Source organism: Bacillus sp. RC251, from assembly GCF_044908765.1.
GTDB classification, from domain to species: Bacteria; Bacillota; Bacilli; order Bacillales; family Bacillaceae_G; genus Bacillus_A; species Bacillus_A wiedmannii.
On the sequence record NZ_JBIYDP010000012.1, the window covers coordinates 104,529 to 123,523 of the forward strand.

Genomic DNA, 18,995 nt, shown 5'->3' on the forward strand with positions numbered 1-18,995 from the left:
AACGATATCTCCCCTCGTTATTAGTTACGTAATGGCTTTCCTTTTACAAGCATGTGCTGCATTCTTGCTTGTGATTTCATCTCACTTACTAAGCTAATAAATGCTTCACGTTCTACATCTAATAAATACTGCTCATCAACTTCTGTTCCGTACGGCACTTTTCCGCCCGCAATGACATATGCAAGTTTCTTCGCAATGTGAAGATCATGTTCAGAAATGTAACCTGATAAATGCATTGCTTCTGCACCAAGTACAAGCGTTGCATAGCCTGTTTCACCAACAACTGGTATCTTTTTGCGAATCGGCGCTTTATAACCTGCTTCATATAAAGAAAGTGCTTTTTGTTTCGCATCATATAGTAAGTGATCACCATTCACACTAATACCGTCTTTATCGCCTAAGAAGTTGTTCGATACAGCTTCTTGTGCTGATGTAGAAACTTTCGCCATCGCTACAGATTCGAATACTTTATTCGCAACTTTTTGCAGATCAAACTCTACACCATTTGGCATTTTATTTAAGTGTTTAATGTATAGCTCTTTATTACCGCCTCCGCCAGGGATTAAGCCAACACCAACTTCTACTAAGCCCATATACGTTTCGCTAGAAGCTTGAATGCTAGCTGCTGGTAAACAAACTTCTGTACCTCCGCCAAGCGTCATACCATATGGTGCTGCTACAACTGGCTTAGAAGAATATTTAATTTTCGTCATTGCATCTTGGAAGTTTTTCACAACCAACTCAATTTCAAAGTAGTTGTCATCTTGTGCTTCCATTAAGATCATTGCTAAGTTCGCACCAACGCAGAAGTTCTTCGATTGGTTACCGATAACAAGACCTTTATAATTCTTTTCTACTTCATCAACAGCGTAGTTAATCATTTGCGTAATATCCATACCGATTGCATTGCTCTTCGAATGGAATTCTAAGCAAAGGATACCGTCGCCTAAATCGATTAAGCTCGCTCCGCTATTTTTCTTTAATACGCCATTTTTCGCTTTTAATTGTTTAAGAGAAATTGCCTTTTTATTACGTTCGATTAGCTTATATTCGCCATTATCGTAATAGTAGCTATCTCCGTTATCATGTTTGTAGAAAGTAGTGAAACCTTTCTCTATCATTTCTTTCACCCAAGTCGGAACAACTACGCCGTCTTCTTCCATCTTTTGAACGGACTTTTCAACGCCGATTGCATCCCAAACTTCAAATGGCCCTTGCTCCCAGCCGAAGCCCCACTTCATCGCTTGGTCAATTGCAACGATATCGTCAGCAATTTCTTTATGAAGTTTTGCAGAGTATAAAAGAGTTGGTGTGATGATGTTCCATAACAACTCTCCTGCGCGGTCTTTCGCGTATACAAGCGCTTTCAATTTATTCGATAAACCTTTTTCTTGTTTACTTAACTCGATAGATGTAGCTTTTAATTTTTTGCGAGCTTCGTACTCCATCGTTTCAGGATTTAATTCTAAAATTTCTTTTCCTTGTTTTAAGAAGAATCCTTGACCTGTTTTGCTTCCAAGCCATTTTTTATCAAGCATGTCATGCATAAATGCTGGTACTTTAAATACATCACGCTCTTCTTCTTGTACGTTTTCATATACGTTATTTGCAACGTGTACGAATGTATCTAACCCAACAACATCTAATGTACGGAACGTTGCGCTCTTCGGACGACCAATAAGTGGGCCTGTTACAGAATCAACTTCCCCAATGCTATAGCCGCGTTTTATCATCTCTTGAAGAGTTACTAATAAACCGTACGTACCGATGCGGTTTCCAATAAAGTTTGGTGTGTCTTTTGCGATAACAACGCCTTTTCCAAGAACGTCTTCGCCAAATAGTTTCATGAAGCTTAATACTTGTGGATCTGTTTCTTTCGTCGGTATTACCTCTAGAAGTTTTAAATATCGTGGTGGGTTAAAAAAGTGTGTGCCTAAGAAGTGCTTCTGGAAGTCGTCTGAACGACCTTCTGCCATTTTTTCTACTGAAATGCCTGACGTATTCGAGCTTACAATAGAACCCGGTTTACGAACAGCATCTACTTTTTCAAATAGTTTCTTTTTAATATCTAAGTTTTCAACTACTACTTCAATAATCCAATCTACATCAGCTAGACGCTCAAGATCATCTTCTAAGTTACCTGCTTCAATCAGTGCTAAATTTCCTTTCACTGTCAGAGGAGCTGGTTTTTGCTTTAATAGTTTTTGCACAGCCGTATTACTAAAACGATTTCTTACACTTTTATGTTCTAATGTAAGTCCCTTCGCTTCCTCTTCTTTTGTTAGCGCAGGTGATACAATATCAAGCAATAATGTCGGAATACCAATATTAGCTAAGTGTGCCGCAATTCCTGAACCCATTACGCCTGAACCTAGAACAGCAGCCTTTTTAATTTGGAACATCCATTTCTCCCCCTATTCTTGAATGAATGCTCATTCAATTTTTCGACATAAGTCGCAATCAATGAGTGAGCCTCTACTAATAAATATATGATACAGTTTGAATTTTCGCAATATATTTATTGATAAAATTTTCTGAAATAAATATTTTTCTTTCATTTGGCTATGCTATACATGTGTATTTTCTTCATTAAAATGCACTTTTCCTTTTTATAATCTGACGAAACTGGAGGAATATATATGGCAAAACTTAAGAAGAACCCTTCAAAGGCTGGAATTAGCGCAGCAAGCGTAACCGGAAATGCAGGTCCTCATAATCACGGTGTGGAAAAGGGCCGTCAAGGTAATAACCAACAATATAAGAAGCATAATATGGGCGAAAAATAACGGTATATTTTTGGGCAGAAAACGTGGCATAATGGGTAATGGCTGCTTTTTCTGCCCAATTTATTTGTACATATGGAAAACAAAAGAGGGAACGATGATGAAACGAACAATAGTTATGATTGTAATGATTGCTACACTATTTACAGGGATGATTTTCTTCTCTTATGCACAAAGGCAACAAGCTGTAAGAGCGGATCAACCTAACATTACTGGGCAATATGGCATTACAATCGATGCAGACACAGGTGAAATTTTGTATGGGAAACGGGAAGACGAACGCTCTTATCCGGCTAGTATAGGGAAAATGATGACTACCTTACTCTTACTAGAGAATGTAAAAGAAAATGAAGAAATTACAGTTACAGAGAACGCAATTAAAACAGAAAGTCAAAGTAAGAAAATTAAACTTCGTGCCGGGGAAAAGTTAAAGCGGGATGAGGCATTAAAGCTTATGCTTATCATTAGTGCAGACCCGATAGCTGAATCCATTGCAGAACATATCGCAGGATCAAAAAATGAATTTGTAAAAATGATGAATGCTAGAGCGAAGGAACTTGGTACAAAGCATGCGACTTTCAAAAACGCAAGTGGTGCTGATGCACTTGGAAATAAAGTATCGCCATATGACATTGCTATGATTACGAAAGAAGCATTAAAGTACCCAGTTGTTTTAGAATATATGAATTCAACACGTACAACTCTACATACTTCAGAACGATCTCCAAACATCGCAAACTATGGACGAGAAGAACTATATGACGATCCATATGCAATTGGAAGTAAAAGCGGTCTATCCGCACTCGGAAAATATACGGTCGTAACAGTGGATGAAAAAGACGGTAAACGCGTCATTAATGTTGTATTATCTTCTACTCGCACGCAGCTATATCCTGATACAAAGAAAATGGCACATTACGCATTTCAGCAATTAAAATAACCAAGGAGTATTTTCTCCTTGGTTATTTTTTAACCATACCTTTTAACACGAACGCAACGTTTGCTGGACGCTCTGCTAGACGACGCATGAAGTAGCCATACCAGTCATTTCCATAAGGCACATAAACACGCATTTTGTAACCTTCTTTTACTAGCTCAAGTTGACGCTCATTACGAATACCATATAACATCTGGAATTCAAATTGGTCTCTTGGAATGTTGTGTTCTTCAGCAAGTTTTTTTGTATATTCAATAATCGCTTCATCATGTGAAGCAATCGCAGTATAATTTCCATTTAATAAGTGCATTTTAATAATTTTTTTATAGTTATCATCTACATCTTTCTTCTCCGGGAACGCTACCTCTTCAGGTTCTTTATAAGCTCCTTTTACAAGACGTAAATTAGGACTATAAGCATTTAATTCTTCCATATCTTTTTCTGTACGATATAAGTAAGCTTGAATAACTGTACCAATATTATCGTACTCAGATTTTAACTGTTTAAAGATATCAATTGTCTTTCCGCAGCGTGTATAGTCTTCCATATCAATGGTAACAAACACACCATTTTCTTTTGCAGCTTCTAAAATACGGCGCATGTTGTTCATTACGATTTCATCAGAGATATCTAATCCCATAGAAGTCATTTTTAAAGAAAGCTGCGAATCAAGACCTTCTCTTCCAATTGCACGGATTGCTTCAATCGATTGGTTAGCCATTTCATTTGCTTCCGCTTCATTATCAACGAATTCCCCTAAATAATCGATTGTTACACAAAGTCCTTGCTTGTTCAATTGTTTAATAGCTGCTGTCGCTAATTCAATTGTCTCCCCTGCGACAAAGCGACCTGCACCAAAGCGTAAACCGTACTTTTTAGCCAGTTTTGTTAGCGCTTTATTTTTTGACAAGAAAAGAAACGAATTTCGCATTAATTGTTCCATGTAATTCACCCCTATGACTGTAATTTATCTGTTTTTTACCCCTCTTCAAAATTATATCATTGTTTAAAATTATTGGATACAAATAATTATTTAGATAATTTATAAAATACTATAAAAACATTTAAAAACCTATATTCTCGCTTATAAATATGCAGGGAATATTTTTCGACATTTAGAAAAAACGAATTTACTAGGCACAAAATAAGCATGTCGAAAATATTCGACATGCTTATAAAACCCTTTATATTCCATGTAAATTATATAAGGATATTAATACAGAAAACTTGAGATTATATTTACCTCAAGTTTTTTATTGCTCATTTCTCTTCTCTTCATTCAACTTTTTAATATCTGTAATTAACTGTACCATCTCTTCTTTCGCATCAGGATATGTCTCATTCCAATGCTTCACTAAAGCCGGCATCGTCTTCGCTATGTAAGAATACAGTGCCCACTTCTGCACCTGTTCTTTTCTCTCTTCATTGCTCTCTCCAAGTAATAGTTCCGTGTATTTTTCTAGTAACCCGTCAAATTGTTCATTAAACTTTTCACTCATCTTATCTACCTCCTATATGAAAAAAGCAGCGAAAATCGCTGCTTTTCCTTATAATTTTGATCGAACAGAGTTTAATTTCTTTTCCATCGTGCTTACTTTATCACGACGATCATCGATACGAATTGTTGTTGCAACGCGCTGTGCACCTTTCGTATATGGAACTTCATGCATTTGTTGAATTACTTCTAGAATGACAGGAAGATCTCCTTCAATTACTGTATTCATTGGTGTTAATTGATACTTCACGCGATCTGCATTTTTCTCTAGCACCTTTTGTACTTCTGCTACATATTCACTAACACTTGGATTACCAGTTCCTACTGGAATAATCGATACGTCAACAATTGCCATAGTAGTCTTCCTCCTATAATTGCTTCTTATATATCCATTGTCTATTTTACCGAAATACTCATCATTTTACTAATTTGTTATTCCTCTATTTTAAACTGCTCAACCAATCTTTCTAAGTCTCTCATATGCTCCGTCAAATTTTCCATCGTATGAGCTACCTTTTCTAGATGACTCACTTGAGATTCAGTTGCAGCATTTACTTCTTCCGAAACAGCTGCGCTTTCTTGACTTGTACTAGCAATTGTATGCATTACCGTTGTAATTTCTCCTTGCTCGTAACCGATGTTATGTACCTCTTCTACAATTTGTTCGACTGAAGTACTAATTGTATTTACAACTGACATAATTGTGCGGAATTCCGTTTCTGCCTCTGTCGTAACTTTATTTTGTATATCTGCAATATCTTTTAATTTACTTACAACCTCTACAACTCGTTTTACCTCTACTTGTACATCGCCAATCATCGTTGCGATTTCTCCTGTCGCCTCTTTCGATTGTTCCGCTAACTTTCGAACTTCTTCGGCAACAACAGCAAAGCCTTTACCTTGTTCCCCTGCACGCGCCGCCTCAATCGAAGCATTTAAAGCAAGTAAATTCGTTTGATCCGAAATACCTTTTATAAGCTCTACAACATTTTGAATCGATCCAACTCTTTGCTCTAACTTTCCGGATGCCTCTTCTGTATGAACAACAATCGAAGATGATTGGCCCCTTGTACGAACTAAATTACGCATCGTATTTAATCCTTGCTTAGATGCCTCTTCAGCTTTGCCAGCCACGTCTTTTATGTCACCGACTGAATTATTCATTTGTTCCACTGACTGCGCCATATTCTCGAGTTGCTCTGAAACTTCATCTACACTATTAGCAAGAGTGGACGCTCCTCCGCTCACATCATCCATTGCACCTGATACTTCTCTACTAGCTTCTACAGTTTCATTCGTTAAATAATGTAGATTATTCGTTGATTGTTGCACTGTTGATACACTATTTTTAATTTTACTTACCATTTCATTCATTTGCTCAACCATATGATTAAAATGGTTCGTCAACTCTCCAACTTCATCCTTACTTGTCACTTTCATTTGCAACGTTAAATCACCTTCTGCTACTTTTTGAACGTGATTCGTTAATAGTTGCAACGGTCTTGCTAATCTTCTTGAGAACAAGTATGAAGCTATGATTCCAACTAATAAGCTAATACAAGCCATTATAATGACTGTATTTCTCGTACTATTTAATAGCCCATCAATCGTTTCTTTCGGATAAAAAATTCCTATTTTCCATTTCATCAAATCAAATGACTGACTATAAACAACTACATCTTCACCTTTTAATGTAGTGACAGCATATTTTGTTACCTCTTTATTTAAACTCTTCACAAGTGGCTCTTTCGAAACATCTTTCCCTATTTTCTCTGGATAAACGAGAGCCATATTTTTATCATTTATAATAAACATTTCTCCGCCATTATTGTATTGAATATTATGAAGTAACTTCTGAATTGTTCCGAGCGATACATCCATCGCAACAACACCTAATACAGATCCATCTTGAGCTGTAATTGCTTTAGAAACTCCCACACTTAACTTACCTGTTGCAATTTCATACATAGGTTGTCCCCAATGAACCTTTTTCACATCAGCTTCTGAGTCTTTATACCATTGTCTTGTCGTTGGATCATATCCTTCTGGCACTTGTCCACCTTCAGCAAGATTGGCACTTAATGTTTTTTTATCTTTCGTACCAATATATAAGTCTAAAATGCCAGGATGATTCTTTTTGTACTCCGAAAACTCTTTCGTCAAAAAGGCTTCTTCTTCTGGAGTAACTCCGTCTTGAAGTATATTACGAACCATCTCACTGTTCGCATAATATCCCATATCTTCATCCGTTCTTTGAACAAATGTCGTAAGTTGCTCTGTCACAAGATCCATCGTATTTTGAGAATACTGGTCTAAGGAGCGCACTTCCTTCTCTTTCTGTAATTGATACATAGCTGTACCTAATATTACGAACATCATAGAAATAAGTACCGAAAATACTACCGCAATTTTTAAACGTAAACTTCTTAACATCTTCCCCCAAGCATTCCCTTCTCGTTGTATTATAATCGTATTAATCACTATATTAAGTATAATGGATAAAATTAAAAAATTGAAACTAATTCTCATTTCAATCTGATTAGACAACTGACTACCACTTGTGCAAAAACAAATAGTTCATTATCCTTAAAATATAATCTCATTCGTTCGGAGGGAACTATGTTACAAAAATTCGGTTTCTCACAATATGAAAGCCAAGCTTACGAAGTTGTCGTATCAAGCAACGAACCATTAGATGCTACAACGATCGTGAAGCATTCTGGTGTCCCAAAAGCAAAAATATATGAAGTGCTTGCACGCCTAATCGATAAAGGAATGGTAATGGATTCCGTTTCAGAGAAGAAAAAGATGTATACAGCATTACCACTCAAGCTGGCAATTGAAAAATTAACGACAGAATTTCAATCCAATATTAAAGAATTAGAGACAACTATATCGAAAAAATCATTTACAGATGACCGTGTGTGGAGCTTAAAAATGCAATCTTCTATTCGAGTTCAAAGTAAAGACCTCATCGAAAGTGCAAAAGAATCAATTCGCATTTCAGCTTGGAATGATACTCTTTTAGAATATCTTCCGTTATTAGAAGAAAAGGCAAAACAAGGGGTCAAAACCGAGTCCCTTATAGTTGGAAACGTAGAAACAAACTTAGAAAACATGCATTTTCTAATCCCAGCTGAAGAGCCTAATGCGCTAGAGCGCTACTTACTACTCATCGTTGACGACCGTGAAATTTTATTTGCTGGTGTAGAGCAAGAGTCATGGCAAGCAATGAAAACAATGTCACAACCTTTCGTAAAGTTCTTTACAGAATTTTTCTATCATGACGTTGCACTTGCGAAGATTACCCAGAAACACCATGATCTCTTTATGGAAGATGAGGAAATTAAGAGTTTGTTGATGAAGTTGAGATACTAAAAAACGCCTCTATTACAAGGCGTTTTTTTCTACATTTCTTTTCTATTTTTCATCCTTAACACATAAGCACCCGCAATAATAAAACCAATTCCTAAAACGAATAAAGCGGTAAATTCATTGCCGACGCCGCCAGTAGCTGGTAAACGCACTTCATTATGAGTATTATGTTGTTGCATCGGCTTCACATCAGCGGAAGGTTTCACTTCTCCACTCGGTGTTGGCTTATTTGGCTTAGAAGGAAGTGATGCCTTTTCTTCTTTCTTATTTTTCACAATATGTTTAATAATTTGTCCATCCTCTTTTATTTCAAATGCGAATGTCTCTTCATTTATTACATATCCATTTGGTGCTATTGTTTCTTTATACGTGTACTTACCGTATGGTAGTTTAAATTTCGCTACACCTTTTTCATCCGTTTTCCCTTTTACTACTTCTTTCCCTTGTTCGTTGTAGATTGTAAACTCTGCATTTGGCAGTTTCGTATTCCCATCCGCTACATCTACTTTCGTTATTTCTAAATCACCTTCTACTTTCTTATCTTGAACGATATGTTTAATAATTTTGCCATTCTCTTTTATTTCAAATGCAAATGTCTCTTCATTTATTACATATCCATTCGGTGCTATTGTTTCTTTATACGTGTACTTTCCGTATGGTAGTTTAAATTTCGCTATACCTTGCTCATTTGTTTTTCCTTTTACTACTTCTTTTCCCTGTTCATTATAAATTGTAAACTCTGCATTTGGTAACTTCGTATTCCCATCCGCTACATCTACTTTTGTTATTTCTAGTTCACCTTCTACTTTTTTATCTTGAACGATATGTTTAATAATTTCTCCATTCTCTTTTATTTCAAATGCAAACGTCTCTTCACTTATTACATATCCATTCGGTGCTATTGTTTCTTTATACGTGTACTTTCCGTACGGTAGTTTAAATTTCGCTACACCTTTTTCATCCGTTTTCCCTTTTACTACTTCTTTCCCTTGTTCGTTGTAGATTGTAAACTCTGCATTTGGTAATTTTGTATTCCCATCCGCTATATTTACTTTCGTTATTTCTAGTTCACCTTTTATATTTTCATTTTTCAACTCTAATACAGCAGTTTCACCAGTTTTCACTTCAATTTTTTTAATACTTCCGTCTAACACATATCCAGCTGGCGCTTGAATTTCTTTGACGCTATATATACCGATTGGAAGATTCCCTAGCTCCGCAATCCCCTTATCATTAGTCGTGACATTTTGTTTAAAGTTTTCATTAGAAACTTCAAACACCGCCCCTTTTAATAATTCCTTTTTTTCTCCTAATTTCATAATCTTTAAAGAGCCTACTGATTCCCAATTTACAACTAAATCTGTACTGATTTTCTCACTATTTCTTTGTAACAATACCGTTGTATTTTGAACTTTTTCCGACCCTTTAAAAGCTATTGCTTGTAAATTTGTTAAATTAGACTTTACTTTCATTTTAAAATTACCACTACTCATATTTTTCGGGATTAAAATTTTAAATTTTTCGTTAATTGATAATATACTTTTCTCTTCTCCATTTTCATTTACAATTCGAAGCCCTTTAGGAGCACCTTCAGGAAGTATTGTATAAGAGCCAGAAACTGCATTTGTTTGCACTGCATAAAATCCTGTTTCTAAATAATCACCTTTTTGTGTAGCAGTTTGTGGATCTACAGGATTAACTTTAAAAAATACATCTTGTGATCCTGTTTCTTGTTTTGAAGCCTCTACTAAACGCTTCATAAGATTATGTACTCGTTCATTTTTTGCAACTAAATCTTCTACCGTTAATTCATTTGCTGCAATCCATACCGCTAATTGTGTAGCATAATGCGCTTCTTCCGTTGTCGCTACACCTAATTCAGATGGGCTTTTTTGAGGATATCCGTTCAATAAAACACGGTATACAGAATCAGATGTTTTCCCCATCTCAGGCAAATCATCCCCATTGGGTGAACGTAAATCAGGCGTTAAACAATACGCAATACTACCCGAAGCCGTTTTAATTATTTCGGTCTTTATTTCACGCTGTTTCGACTTACTATAGCTCCAATCCATCTTATATGTTTCTCTGTTCATTACTTCTGCCTTTACTTGTGGCATTGCAATTCCTAATAAAATAATAAGAGCACTTAAAAAACTAAACCATTTTCCTACCATCTTTCGTTTCATTCTCTCCACCACCATATGTAAATTTCTGTATGAAGCAATCTTACTGTTTCATTGTACTTATAGTAAAAAAAAGAGAATAGGTGGTTTTTTTGTAGTATCTTGTCGAATTGTTGAGAAAGTTCCAAAGTAATAAGCAACTTTAAAATTATTTGCTCTCATGCTGCTATTGACAAATAAATATTACATATTTTAAATTTTCAAACATAATAAAAAAGCACTTTATCCCACTTTAATGGGCAGTAAGACCCCCACCTCAAATTCAGCGAAAGCAAAGAAGTTAGGTAGGGGTCGGGCTGCCCATTAAAGTCCGATTGGTTCAACTAATAATCAGTGGGGATGAAGAAAACCCCCACTGATTAAAGTTTCACTTTATAAGTGCCTTCATAACTTATGAGAAACAAATTTTAAACGAATATATATTACTTATCTTTTTCTTTTATCTCCATTAACAACTTAATTATTTTCTCATTTTGCTCCACTTGTTTCTCTGAATTTTGATAGATGAAACGAATCCATCTTAATACAAAAACAACTACCACTATCGGTAATAGTGCAAGTATCATACCAAATATAGAGAAATTGAACATCATTTTCCCATCACCTCGCTACATACAACTTTCTCCACATATCCACTAAAACCTGCAAAATTTTACAATTTTAAAAAAAGAACCTATCAAACGATAGATTCTTCTTTCACGAACTGAGTAGAACGTCCTCTCGTAATAGAGAAAATCGCACAAAGCAGAGCTAATATAATAAAGCCGCCACCTACCCAAGCATTATATATAACAGATGATTTTTCAATAACAACTCCGCCTACTGTTGAACCGAGCGCAATTCCTAAGTGAAGCGCAGAGTTATTTAAACTTTGCTGAATACCAGCCGATTCTGGCGCAATTTCAATTAAATAGTTTTGTTGTGCTGGTGAAATAGCCCAGCTCAGCATACTCCAAAGTCCCATCATAATAATAAAGAGCGGGAATGAGAATGTCATCATCGGCAATATGAAGATCGCACACGCAAATACAATAATAATTGAAATAATACTTTTCTTCGATCCCCATTTATCAGCAAGCAAGCCCCCAAGGCCGCCTCCAAGTACTGCTGCAATTCCGAAAATGAAGTAAAATACACTAATCCAATCCGCTTCAACATGCATCACATCTTTTAAAAATGGTGTTAAATATGCATATAGTGTTAAATGACCCGTTAAAAATAAAAATGATGTTAACTGTGCACTTACGATTTTCTTATCTTTTAACGTAGCAATTTGTTCTCTTATTGATAACACTGATGTCGGTGGTACTTTCGTTAAGAATAATGAAATACAAGCGATTGCTATAACTGTTAATACCGAAATTAATACAAATGGTGCACGCCATCCATATGCATTTCCAAGTACAAGTCCAAGTGGTACTCCAAGTACAAGTGATCCACTAATCCCCATAAAAATGATTCCAATGGCACGCGCACGAAAATGCGGTTCTACAACACTAGAAGCAAGTGTTACTGACAGTGCAATAATAAGCGAACCACTCGCTGCACAAACAACCCTTGAGAACATTAACATCCCGTAATTCACACTAAATGCTGAAATAATATTTCCGATTAAGAAAATTGATAATGCCCCAATGTATAATCTTTTTCTTTCAAATTTTCCAGTTATCGCTAATAAAACCGGACCTGATAAAGCAAATACTACTGAAAATATTGTTATAAGCTGACCAGCTGCACTAATAGATACTCCTAAATCATTGGCAACTAGATCGAGCGTTCCTCCTATAATTAGCTCAACCGTTCCGACTACGAAAGCCGCGATAGCTAAAATATACACACGAAAATTCAAGTCTTTCCCCACGCTTTCTTTTTGGTTACTACGACTATAGTAACCAAAAAAGAAATTGAACACAAGTACAATTTTTTTACAATAAAAAAACAGGCGTATCATACGCCTGCCTTCTAATTATTAAACACTAGTTTTGTTCTTCTTATTTAAATACCAATACACCGGCAGTCCAGTAAATACAATTCCAATTGATAAGAAACAACTTACCGGATCATTAATAATCGCACTTCCAAGTACAAACAATGATCCTAAAATCGCGATGATTGGTACGATTGGGAATAACGGTACACTGTATGCACGCTCTTTATTCTTGTTACGTTTTCTTAAAATGAAGACACCAATAAACGTCATTACATAGAAAATATAAATAATGAATACGGAAATCTCAGATAGCTTATTCGGATCACTAATAACCATTAAAATAATTCCTAAAATGATTTCAACAGTAATCGCATTTGCTGGTGTTTTAAATCTTGGACTTTCCTTTGCGATAAACTTAGAAAACGGAAGGTGTCCACGCTCTGCCATAGACATCGGAATACGTGGGAACGTTAAAATCTTTCCATTTAAACAACCGAAAATAGAAACGATAATACCGATACTAATGATTTTCCCGCCATATTCTCCAAGTAGCATGCCCGCAGCTGTCGCTGTTGCATTCTCTCCAAGATCTACAATTTTCGCTGCTGGTAACACATTTAATAATGCCAAGTTAATTAGTACGTAAGCAGCCGTTACAATTAAAATCCCAACTGTCATCGCTTTCGGTAATAGCTTTGTTGGATTCTTCATTTCTCCGCCAATCGAAGCAAGTAGAATCCAGCCGTCATAAGCAAATAATGTTGCTAAAATTGCCATACCAATACTTTGATTTTCTGATATCGGCACTACTACATTAAAGATATCGCTATTTCCTTTCCAAAAACCTAACACAACAATTAATACGATTGGAATCATCTTTCCAATTGTCGTAACCGTTTGGACGATACCTCCATATTTTGTTCCCATACTATTTACAACGCCAAGGAACACAACTGTTCCAATAGCAATTGGTAAATTCCATACTTTATCTAAATAGAAAAAATTAATCATTAAAGAACTAAAGTACAATCCTAATGTTCCAATAATAGCTGGTCCATAAACAATTGTTTGCATCCAGCCTGATAAATATCCCCAAAAACTTCCGTAAATCTCCTCTAAATACGTATACAACCCACCATTTTTCGGGATTTGCGCTCCAATTTCAGCTACTGTTAAACCACTTGCTAACGTCAACAGACCACCAATTACCCAAGCAAGAATAGCCATATTAGAACTCCCCGAGTAATCTAATACGCTCCCTGGCTTCATAAACACACCAGATCCAATAATCGTTCCTACTACGATAGAAAGTGCTACTGTTAAACCAATTTTATTCTTCTCATCATGATGCATGCTGCGTATCCTCCTTCCAATTCTAGTGTGATGCAAAAATGAAATAAAAAAACACTCCTCCCTAAAAAAGGGACGAGTGTTATATTCGTGGTTCCACCCTTGTTTCAATTCGTAAAGTAACATACTTCACCAATTTCTCAAGTCTAAATAACGGTTTTTGCCGGCAAGCAATTACTAGGTATCCGTTCACTGCTGCAGTTCAGAGGTGGTAATCCATTTTTCCGTATTAGGAAGCTCACAGCCAAAGGCTTCCCTCTCTGAGAATCGTAAAAAATTGATCATGTCCTCATCATCACTTCTTGATGTCGAATTTTGTAGTTATTGTTCATTATATTGAATTGTTAGAAAAAATCAATATATTTTTTTTATATAACATAAGAAATGTTTCTCTTCTTATATTATAACAGAAGCTATAATATTTCTCTAATTCCCCAGTATCTTTGGAACAGCGTAGCGGTAAAAATTATCTCAGCGATTTTCAAAATATATCAATTTACCAACAAAAAACGACAATAAGTAAGAGGAGACTTTCTAAAAGAAAGTCTCCTCACATACATACCTTCCGGTTGCCCACACGGAAGATACGACTTCACTCAATTATTTCTCATCTTTTTTCATAAAAAATTTCCCCCGCATTAACGGGCAGTAAAACTTCCACCTTAAAATCCAGCGAATACAAGGATGAAGTTGGAATATTAACTGCCCGTAAAAGCCCGATTGGTTCAACTAATAATCAGTGGAAATGCACCACTGATTAAAGTTTCACTTTATGGTGCGGTAAATCAACGTTCAATTCCTCTAATTGTTTCTTTTCATTCTCTAAAATCGCTTTTGCTTTTTCTTTCGTTGTCTCATCTAATCCCGCAAAGATGTCTTCATGCTTCTCTTTCTCTGGAAGTTTCACACCTAGCTTTGTTAATTCTTCTTTTGCTTGCTCATGAGTTAATTTCCCGGATTTTTCTTGTTCAAAAATAGACTTTGCTTTTGCTTTTGTTGCTTCATCTAAGTCAGCAAGCATGTCTTTACGCTTACCTTTCTCTGGAAGTTTCACACCTAGCTTTGTTAATTCTTCTTTTGCTTGTTCACGTGTTAGTTTGCCGGATTTCTCTTGTTCTAAGATTGATTTCGCTTTTTCTTTTGTTGCTTCGTCTAAGTTAGCGAACATATCTCCATGCTTACCCTTTTCTAGGAACTTCACGCCTAGTTTTGTTAATTCTTCTTTTGCTTGTTCACGTGTTAGTTTGCCGGATTTCTCTTGTTCTAAGATTGATTTCGCTTTTTCTTTTGTTGCTTCATCTAAGTTAGCGAACATATCTCCATGCTTACCCTTCTCTGGCATTTTCACGCCTAACTTCGTTAATTCCTCTTGCGCTTGTTCACTTGTTAATTTCCCAGATTTCTCTTGCTCTAAAATCGATTTCGCTTTTTCTTTCGTTTGATCATCTAATCCCGCAAACATATCTTTACGTTTTTGTTTCTCTGGAAGCTTTACACCTAACTCCTTCAACTGTTTCTTTGTATCGTCCATAATCGTTTTTACTTTTTGTTTTGTAGCGTCATCTAAATCTTTTTTCGCTGTTTTTGTAGACTGCTCAGCTGCTTGAGTATTCGTTGCCGCGAATGCCGGAATACCGACTCCTCCAATGATTCCGAATGATAAAGCACCTGCAATCGCTAAATACCCAACTGTTTTCTTCTTCATAGGAAATTTCCTCCTTCATATTTCTAAAGCATGTACACTTTCGTATACAATTCCTATAGTAATGTTGGTTTCTTAACATTTCCTTAACGACTTAACAAAAAAACGCCGCTCATCCCGAGCGGCGTTGTTCTAAGCTTTTTGTAATTGTAATTCTTCACGTTCCATTATTCTTCTTAATACAATTGTTTGTGTCATTGTAAATAAATTACCCGTTATCCAGTACAACACAAGTCCTGATGGCGCCGCAAATCCCATAAATAGAATCATTGCTGGCATCATAATTTGCTGCACTTTCAGCATCTGTACTTGTTCTCCAGGTGTAATATTAGATTGGAAAACTTTCATCTGAATAAATGTCGTTAACGCTGCGATAATCGGTAATATATGATAAGGATCTGCATGTCCTAAGTTCACCCATAAAAATGACGATGTGCGAATCTCTTCTGTTCGGCTAATCGCATAATACAAAGCAGAGAAAATCGGCATTTGTATTAATAGTGGCCAGCAACCAGCTAGTGGATTCCAACCGCCTGATTTCATTAGTTCCGACATTTCCTTTTGATACTGCTTTTGTTTTTCAAGATCTTTACCCACATCACCGTATTTTTGTTTCAGCTTCTGCAGTTCAGGTTGCATTTTCTTCATTTTCGCTTGACTACGATATTGTGAAACAGCTAATGGAATCATTGCTGAACGAATAACGAGCGTCATAATAATGATAGCAATCCCGAAGCTAGCTCCCGGTATATGATGAGCAACAAATTGAATCATAAACGAGATTGGATATACGAAATAATGATCCCAAATTCCCGTACTATGTGCATCAATTGGGGCTGCATTACTGCAACCAGATAAAACAAAAACAAGTAATAATGATAAACTAACGAGCACAGCTCGGTATGATTTTAACATGTTCATTCCTCCAATGTTTCGTAATTATTTAGCGAAACATTGGTGTATACGGACCGACCTCGTCATTCTCTTCACTGGATTCTTGTCTGCGCACAGAACGAATCATTCCATATTTATAAAAAATAGAGAAAAGCGATACATTACCAGTACCCTCTTCACACGTATTAACTAGTTTAAAAGCTCTTTGTCTACCGCTTGATGCTTGCTGACGCACAAAGCGAGAAACGTTAGCAAGGAAGAAAACTTCTAATAAACAAAGTGCTGTCGTTACAAACGATATATATAGAATTGCATCCTGCAATAAAAATTCCATCGCTTCACATCCTTAATAAGGTCATTTTAGCACATCGGGCAAATATTCTCTATTTCCTTTTATCGTCAAAAAAGTATTTTGCATATTTTCTCAAGAAAACTATGCTAAAAAACTAATGTATTCGCTTTCTTTAGTATATTCACACGTATCCTTGTATAGGTTTAATTTGTTAGAAATTTATAAAATTTTCGCATTATAATAAAACTATTGCCAGTTTTTGAAAAAACCTTTATTCTCTTCTTGTAATCAATAATGAATATGGAGATGAAACATACTATGGGTCAACTAGGAGACGCCGATTACGTTCCCGACACCGCCTTTTTATCCTTCCCAGCAGCTAAAACATTTCACTTAGAATTTATCATACAGTTGGTTGTTATTTTCGTAGCCTCTATTTTGTATGCAATTTCTATGAATATGTTCTTTATCCCGCATAACATGATTAGCGGTGGCTTCGCTGGTGTAGGGATGATTATCGGTTATTTAATGCACTACAATATCGGTGCACTTATCTTTTTACTAAACATTCCTCTTCTTATTTTAAGTCACTTTTACTTAGGCAAGAAGACAACCTTTTTAACAGCGTACTTTGTAGCTATATCATCGTTAGCGATGAACATTATCCCGGTACACCAAGTTTCAGACGATATTTTACTGTCTTCTGTATTTGGTGGTGTAATCTGCGGAGCAGCTTCCGGAATCATATTCCGATTTGCTTCTTCAACAGGTGGCTTCGATGTTGTTGGATTGATTGTAGCGAAACATCGAGATATTTCAATTGGAGCAATCATCTTTGGATTCAACTTAATCTTACTTGTTGCAGCAGGATTTATTTTCGGATGGGATATTACGCTTTATACGTTAATTAGCCGGTTTGTAGTCAGCAAAGTTATCGATGCTGTGCATACGAAACATATTAAATTAACGATAATGACAGTTACAGAAAAAGGCGAGGAAATAAAAAGCGCACTATTGCATCGCGGCATACGCGGTGTGACAATGGTAGATGCTGTCGGCGGCTATACAAACCATAAGAAAAAAATGATTTACACTGTCGTGACTCGCTATGAGTTAGGCGAAATGAAACGTATTATCCGTCAAGTGGATAACAAAGCATTCATGAACATTACTGAAACAGTTGAAATTGTCGGCCGTTTCAAACGCATATAAAAAAGGTTAATACATGAAAGGGCATAACATATTAGTCATATATAATATGTTATGCCCTTTGTTATTCAACTAACGCACCCTTTAGCATAATAAAATCACGAAGTTTATTACTACAAATCGGAGGATAGCATTCCGTATACAATACTATCTGTCCATTCATTTTTACTCCAAAAATCTTGTATGAAATGGGCTTCCTTTCTCATGCCTATTCGTTCACACAATTTTTGTGAAGCTGTATTACGTGCATCAAGATTAGCTTGTATACGATGTACATGAAATTCATTAAATAATTTAAATACCAAACTATTTACTGCTTCTGTTGCCAAACCTCTCCCAGCTACTTCATTTGAAAAACTATAACCAATCTCAACAGTGTCTTTCATATTTGTGTACCATACGGATAAATCACCAATTACTTTAGTCTTGTATATAACTGCCAAACTTAATATTGATTCTTTAGTAAGTACATTATTTACTAGCTTCTTATTAAATTTTTTCTGCATGTCTTCATGAGTCCACTTATTATGTAATAGGAACTTACATGTATCATCATTATTATAAATAGCAAATACATCCTGTAAATCAGTACTCTTAAAAGGTCTAATTATTAATCTTTCTGTTGTGATCTCCAAGTTAGCTCTCCTCCCTTACATTCATGCTACAAAACATTTTTTATAGTATTTAATCCTCCTTCTTAGACCTCACCTTGATTACATATTTCATCATAATAAATTAAAATCCTTCTTCCACTAAACTGCATTGTTAGTGGTATTTCCTTGCGATTTTTATTTTTTACACTTATTACAAAATCAGATAATTCTATTATTGTGGCCCTAAAT

Annotated in this window: 17 protein-coding genes and 1 other annotated feature; of the genes, 4 read left to right on the plus strand and 13 right to left on the minus strand. The window is 35.8% G+C overall.

Going from position 1 to position 18,995, the window contains the following annotated elements; genetic code table 11:
• Positions 1–20: 20 nt before the first annotated feature.
• The gene (locus ABH961_RS25175) at positions 21–2,402 is read right to left on the minus strand and encodes a 3-hydroxyacyl-CoA dehydrogenase/enoyl-CoA hydratase family protein (protein ID WP_404520226.1); all 2,382 of its coding nucleotides are present in this window, start codon (positions 2,400–2,402) and stop codon (positions 21–23) included.
• Positions 2,403–2,639: 237 nt separating this feature from the next.
• Between ABH961_RS25175 and ABH961_RS25180 the strand changes: the two genes are divergently transcribed.
• On the plus strand, positions 2,640–2,786 hold the full coding sequence (locus tag ABH961_RS25180) for a YuzL family protein (protein WP_001096344.1): 147 nt from the start codon (positions 2,640–2,642) through the stop codon (positions 2,784–2,786).
• A 97-nt stretch (positions 2,787–2,883) separates the two neighbouring features.
• Positions 2,884–3,723, plus strand: a complete 840-nt coding sequence (locus ABH961_RS25185) for a D-alanyl-D-alanine carboxypeptidase family protein (RefSeq protein ID WP_000831460.1) — start codon at positions 2,884–2,886, stop codon at positions 3,721–3,723.
• A gap of 22 nt (positions 3,724–3,745) precedes the next feature.
• Here the strand turns inward: ABH961_RS25185 and ABH961_RS25190 are convergent, their stop codons facing one another.
• The 4 genes from ABH961_RS25190 to ABH961_RS30105 all read right to left on the minus strand — a co-directional run bounded on the left by ABH961_RS25190 (position 3,746) and on the right by ABH961_RS30105 (position 7,648).
• Positions 3,746–4,663: a proline dehydrogenase family protein gene (locus ABH961_RS25190; protein WP_046955846.1), complete on the minus strand. Its 918-nt coding sequence runs from the start codon at positions 4,661–4,663 to the stop codon at positions 3,746–3,748.
• Positions 4,664–4,973: 310 nt separating this feature from the next.
• Complete coding sequence (locus ABH961_RS25195; RefSeq protein WP_001290592.1) at positions 4,974–5,219, minus strand: YusU family protein; 246 nt, start codon at positions 5,217–5,219, stop codon at positions 4,974–4,976.
• A 48-nt stretch (positions 5,220–5,267) separates the two neighbouring features.
• Positions 5,268–5,570, minus strand: a complete 303-nt coding sequence (locus ABH961_RS25200; RefSeq protein WP_001018862.1) for an MTH1187 family thiamine-binding protein — start codon at positions 5,568–5,570, stop codon at positions 5,268–5,270.
• A gap of 77 nt (positions 5,571–5,647) precedes the next feature.
• A complete protein-coding gene (locus ABH961_RS30105; protein ID WP_098642722.1) occupies positions 5,648–7,648 on the minus strand; it encodes a methyl-accepting chemotaxis protein in 2,001 nt (666 codons plus the stop codon).
• Positions 7,649–7,834: 186 nt separating this feature from the next.
• Here ABH961_RS30105 and ABH961_RS25215 point away from each other — a divergent pair, with 186 nt between their 5' ends.
• Positions 7,835–8,593 carry a TrmB family transcriptional regulator gene (locus ABH961_RS25215; RefSeq protein WP_098078346.1) on the plus strand — a complete coding sequence of 253 codons (759 nt, stop codon included), beginning with the start codon at positions 7,835–7,837 and terminating at the stop codon, positions 8,591–8,593.
• A 29-nt stretch (positions 8,594–8,622) separates the two neighbouring features.
• Here ABH961_RS25215 and ABH961_RS25220 read toward each other — a convergent pair whose 3' ends face one another.
• From ABH961_RS25220 to ABH961_RS25250, 7 genes are all read right to left on the minus strand, one after another.
• Complete coding sequence (locus tag ABH961_RS25220; protein WP_098631564.1) at positions 8,623–10,779, minus strand: SpaA isopeptide-forming pilin-related protein; 2,157 nt, start codon at positions 10,777–10,779, stop codon at positions 8,623–8,625.
• A 419-nt stretch (positions 10,780–11,198) separates the two neighbouring features.
• A complete protein-coding gene (locus ABH961_RS25225) occupies positions 11,199–11,369 on the minus strand; it encodes a hypothetical protein (protein WP_046960012.1) in 171 nt (56 codons plus the stop codon).
• Positions 11,370–11,452: 83 nt separating this feature from the next.
• Complete coding sequence (locus ABH961_RS25230) at positions 11,453–12,637, minus strand: MFS transporter (RefSeq protein ID WP_098047353.1); 1,185 nt, start codon at positions 12,635–12,637, stop codon at positions 11,453–11,455.
• A 108-nt stretch (positions 12,638–12,745) separates the two neighbouring features.
• Positions 12,746–14,059, minus strand: a complete 1,314-nt coding sequence (locus tag ABH961_RS25235) for an APC family permease (RefSeq protein WP_048542362.1) — start codon at positions 14,057–14,059, stop codon at positions 12,746–12,748.
• A gap of 65 nt (positions 14,060–14,124) precedes the next feature.
• Positions 14,125–14,361 (minus strand) — a binding site (T-box leader).
• A 452-nt stretch (positions 14,362–14,813) separates the two neighbouring features.
• The gene (locus ABH961_RS25240; protein WP_404520230.1) at positions 14,814–15,761 is read right to left on the minus strand and encodes a hypothetical protein; all 948 of its coding nucleotides are present in this window, start codon (positions 15,759–15,761) and stop codon (positions 14,814–14,816) included.
• A gap of 129 nt (positions 15,762–15,890) precedes the next feature.
• Positions 15,891–16,673, minus strand: coding sequence for a membrane protein insertase YidC (yidC, locus tag ABH961_RS25245; protein ID WP_000920534.1), 783 nt, complete (start codon positions 16,671–16,673; stop codon positions 15,891–15,893).
• Between the two features lie 28 nt (positions 16,674–16,701).
• Positions 16,702–16,986 carry a hypothetical protein gene (locus tag ABH961_RS25250; RefSeq protein ID WP_000394931.1) on the minus strand — a complete coding sequence of 95 codons (285 nt, stop codon included), beginning with the start codon at positions 16,984–16,986 and terminating at the stop codon, positions 16,702–16,704.
• Between the two features lie 276 nt (positions 16,987–17,262).
• On the opposite strand from ABH961_RS25250, the gene ABH961_RS25255 reads away from it, so the two are divergent.
• A complete protein-coding gene (locus tag ABH961_RS25255) occupies positions 17,263–18,156 on the plus strand; it encodes a YitT family protein (protein ID WP_098078485.1) in 894 nt (297 codons plus the stop codon).
• Between the two features lie 110 nt (positions 18,157–18,266).
• Here the strand turns inward: ABH961_RS25255 and ABH961_RS25260 are convergent, their stop codons facing one another.
• Positions 18,267–18,788, minus strand: coding sequence for a GNAT family N-acetyltransferase (locus ABH961_RS25260; RefSeq protein WP_098078488.1), 522 nt, complete (start codon positions 18,786–18,788; stop codon positions 18,267–18,269).
• Positions 18,789–18,995: the final 207 nt, after the last annotated feature.

Bases quoted from the DNA above. Each gene is read 5' to 3' on its own strand.
- ABH961_RS25180 (WP_001096344.1), top strand. From the start codon at position 2,640: ATGGCAAAACTTAAGAAGAACCCTTCAAAGGCTGGAATTAGCGCAGCA.
- ABH961_RS25255 (WP_098078485.1), top strand. From the start codon at position 17,263: ATGGGTCAACTAGGAGACGCCGATTACGTTCCCGACACCGCCTTTTTA.
- ABH961_RS25250 (WP_000394931.1), bottom strand. From the start codon at position 16,986: ATGGAATTTTTATTGCAGGATGCAATTCTATATATATCGTTTGTAACG.
- ABH961_RS25195 (WP_001290592.1), bottom strand. From the start codon at position 5,219: ATGAGTGAAAAGTTTAATGAACAATTTGACGGGTTACTAGAAAAATAC.
- ABH961_RS30105 (WP_098642722.1), bottom strand. From the start codon at position 7,648: ATGTTAAGAAGTTTACGTTTAAAAATTGCGGTAGTATTTTCGGTACTT.
- yidC (WP_000920534.1), bottom strand. From the start codon at position 16,673: ATGTTAAAATCATACCGAGCTGTGCTCGTTAGTTTATCATTATTACTT.
- ABH961_RS25225 (WP_046960012.1), bottom strand. From the start codon at position 11,369: ATGATGTTCAATTTCTCTATATTTGGTATGATACTTGCACTATTACCG.
- ABH961_RS25200 (WP_001018862.1), bottom strand. From the start codon at position 5,570: ATGGCAATTGTTGACGTATCGATTATTCCAGTAGGAACTGGTAATCCA.
- ABH961_RS25235 (WP_048542362.1), bottom strand. From the start codon at position 14,059: ATGCATCATGATGAGAAGAATAAAATTGGTTTAACAGTAGCACTTTCT.
- ABH961_RS25240 (WP_404520230.1), bottom strand. From the start codon at position 15,761: ATGAAGAAGAAAACAGTTGGGTATTTAGCGATTGCAGGTGCTTTATCA.
- ABH961_RS25220 (WP_098631564.1), bottom strand. From the start codon at position 10,779: ATGAAACGAAAGATGGTAGGAAAATGGTTTAGTTTTTTAAGTGCTCTT.
- ABH961_RS25185 (WP_000831460.1), top strand. From the start codon at position 2,884: ATGAAACGAACAATAGTTATGATTGTAATGATTGCTACACTATTTACA.
- ABH961_RS25215 (WP_098078346.1), top strand. From the start codon at position 7,835: ATGTTACAAAAATTCGGTTTCTCACAATATGAAAGCCAAGCTTACGAA.
- ABH961_RS25175 (WP_404520226.1), bottom strand. From the start codon at position 2,402: ATGTTCCAAATTAAAAAGGCTGCTGTTCTAGGTTCAGGCGTAATGGGT.
- ABH961_RS25190 (WP_046955846.1), bottom strand. From the start codon at position 4,663: ATGGAACAATTAATGCGAAATTCGTTTCTTTTCTTGTCAAAAAATAAA.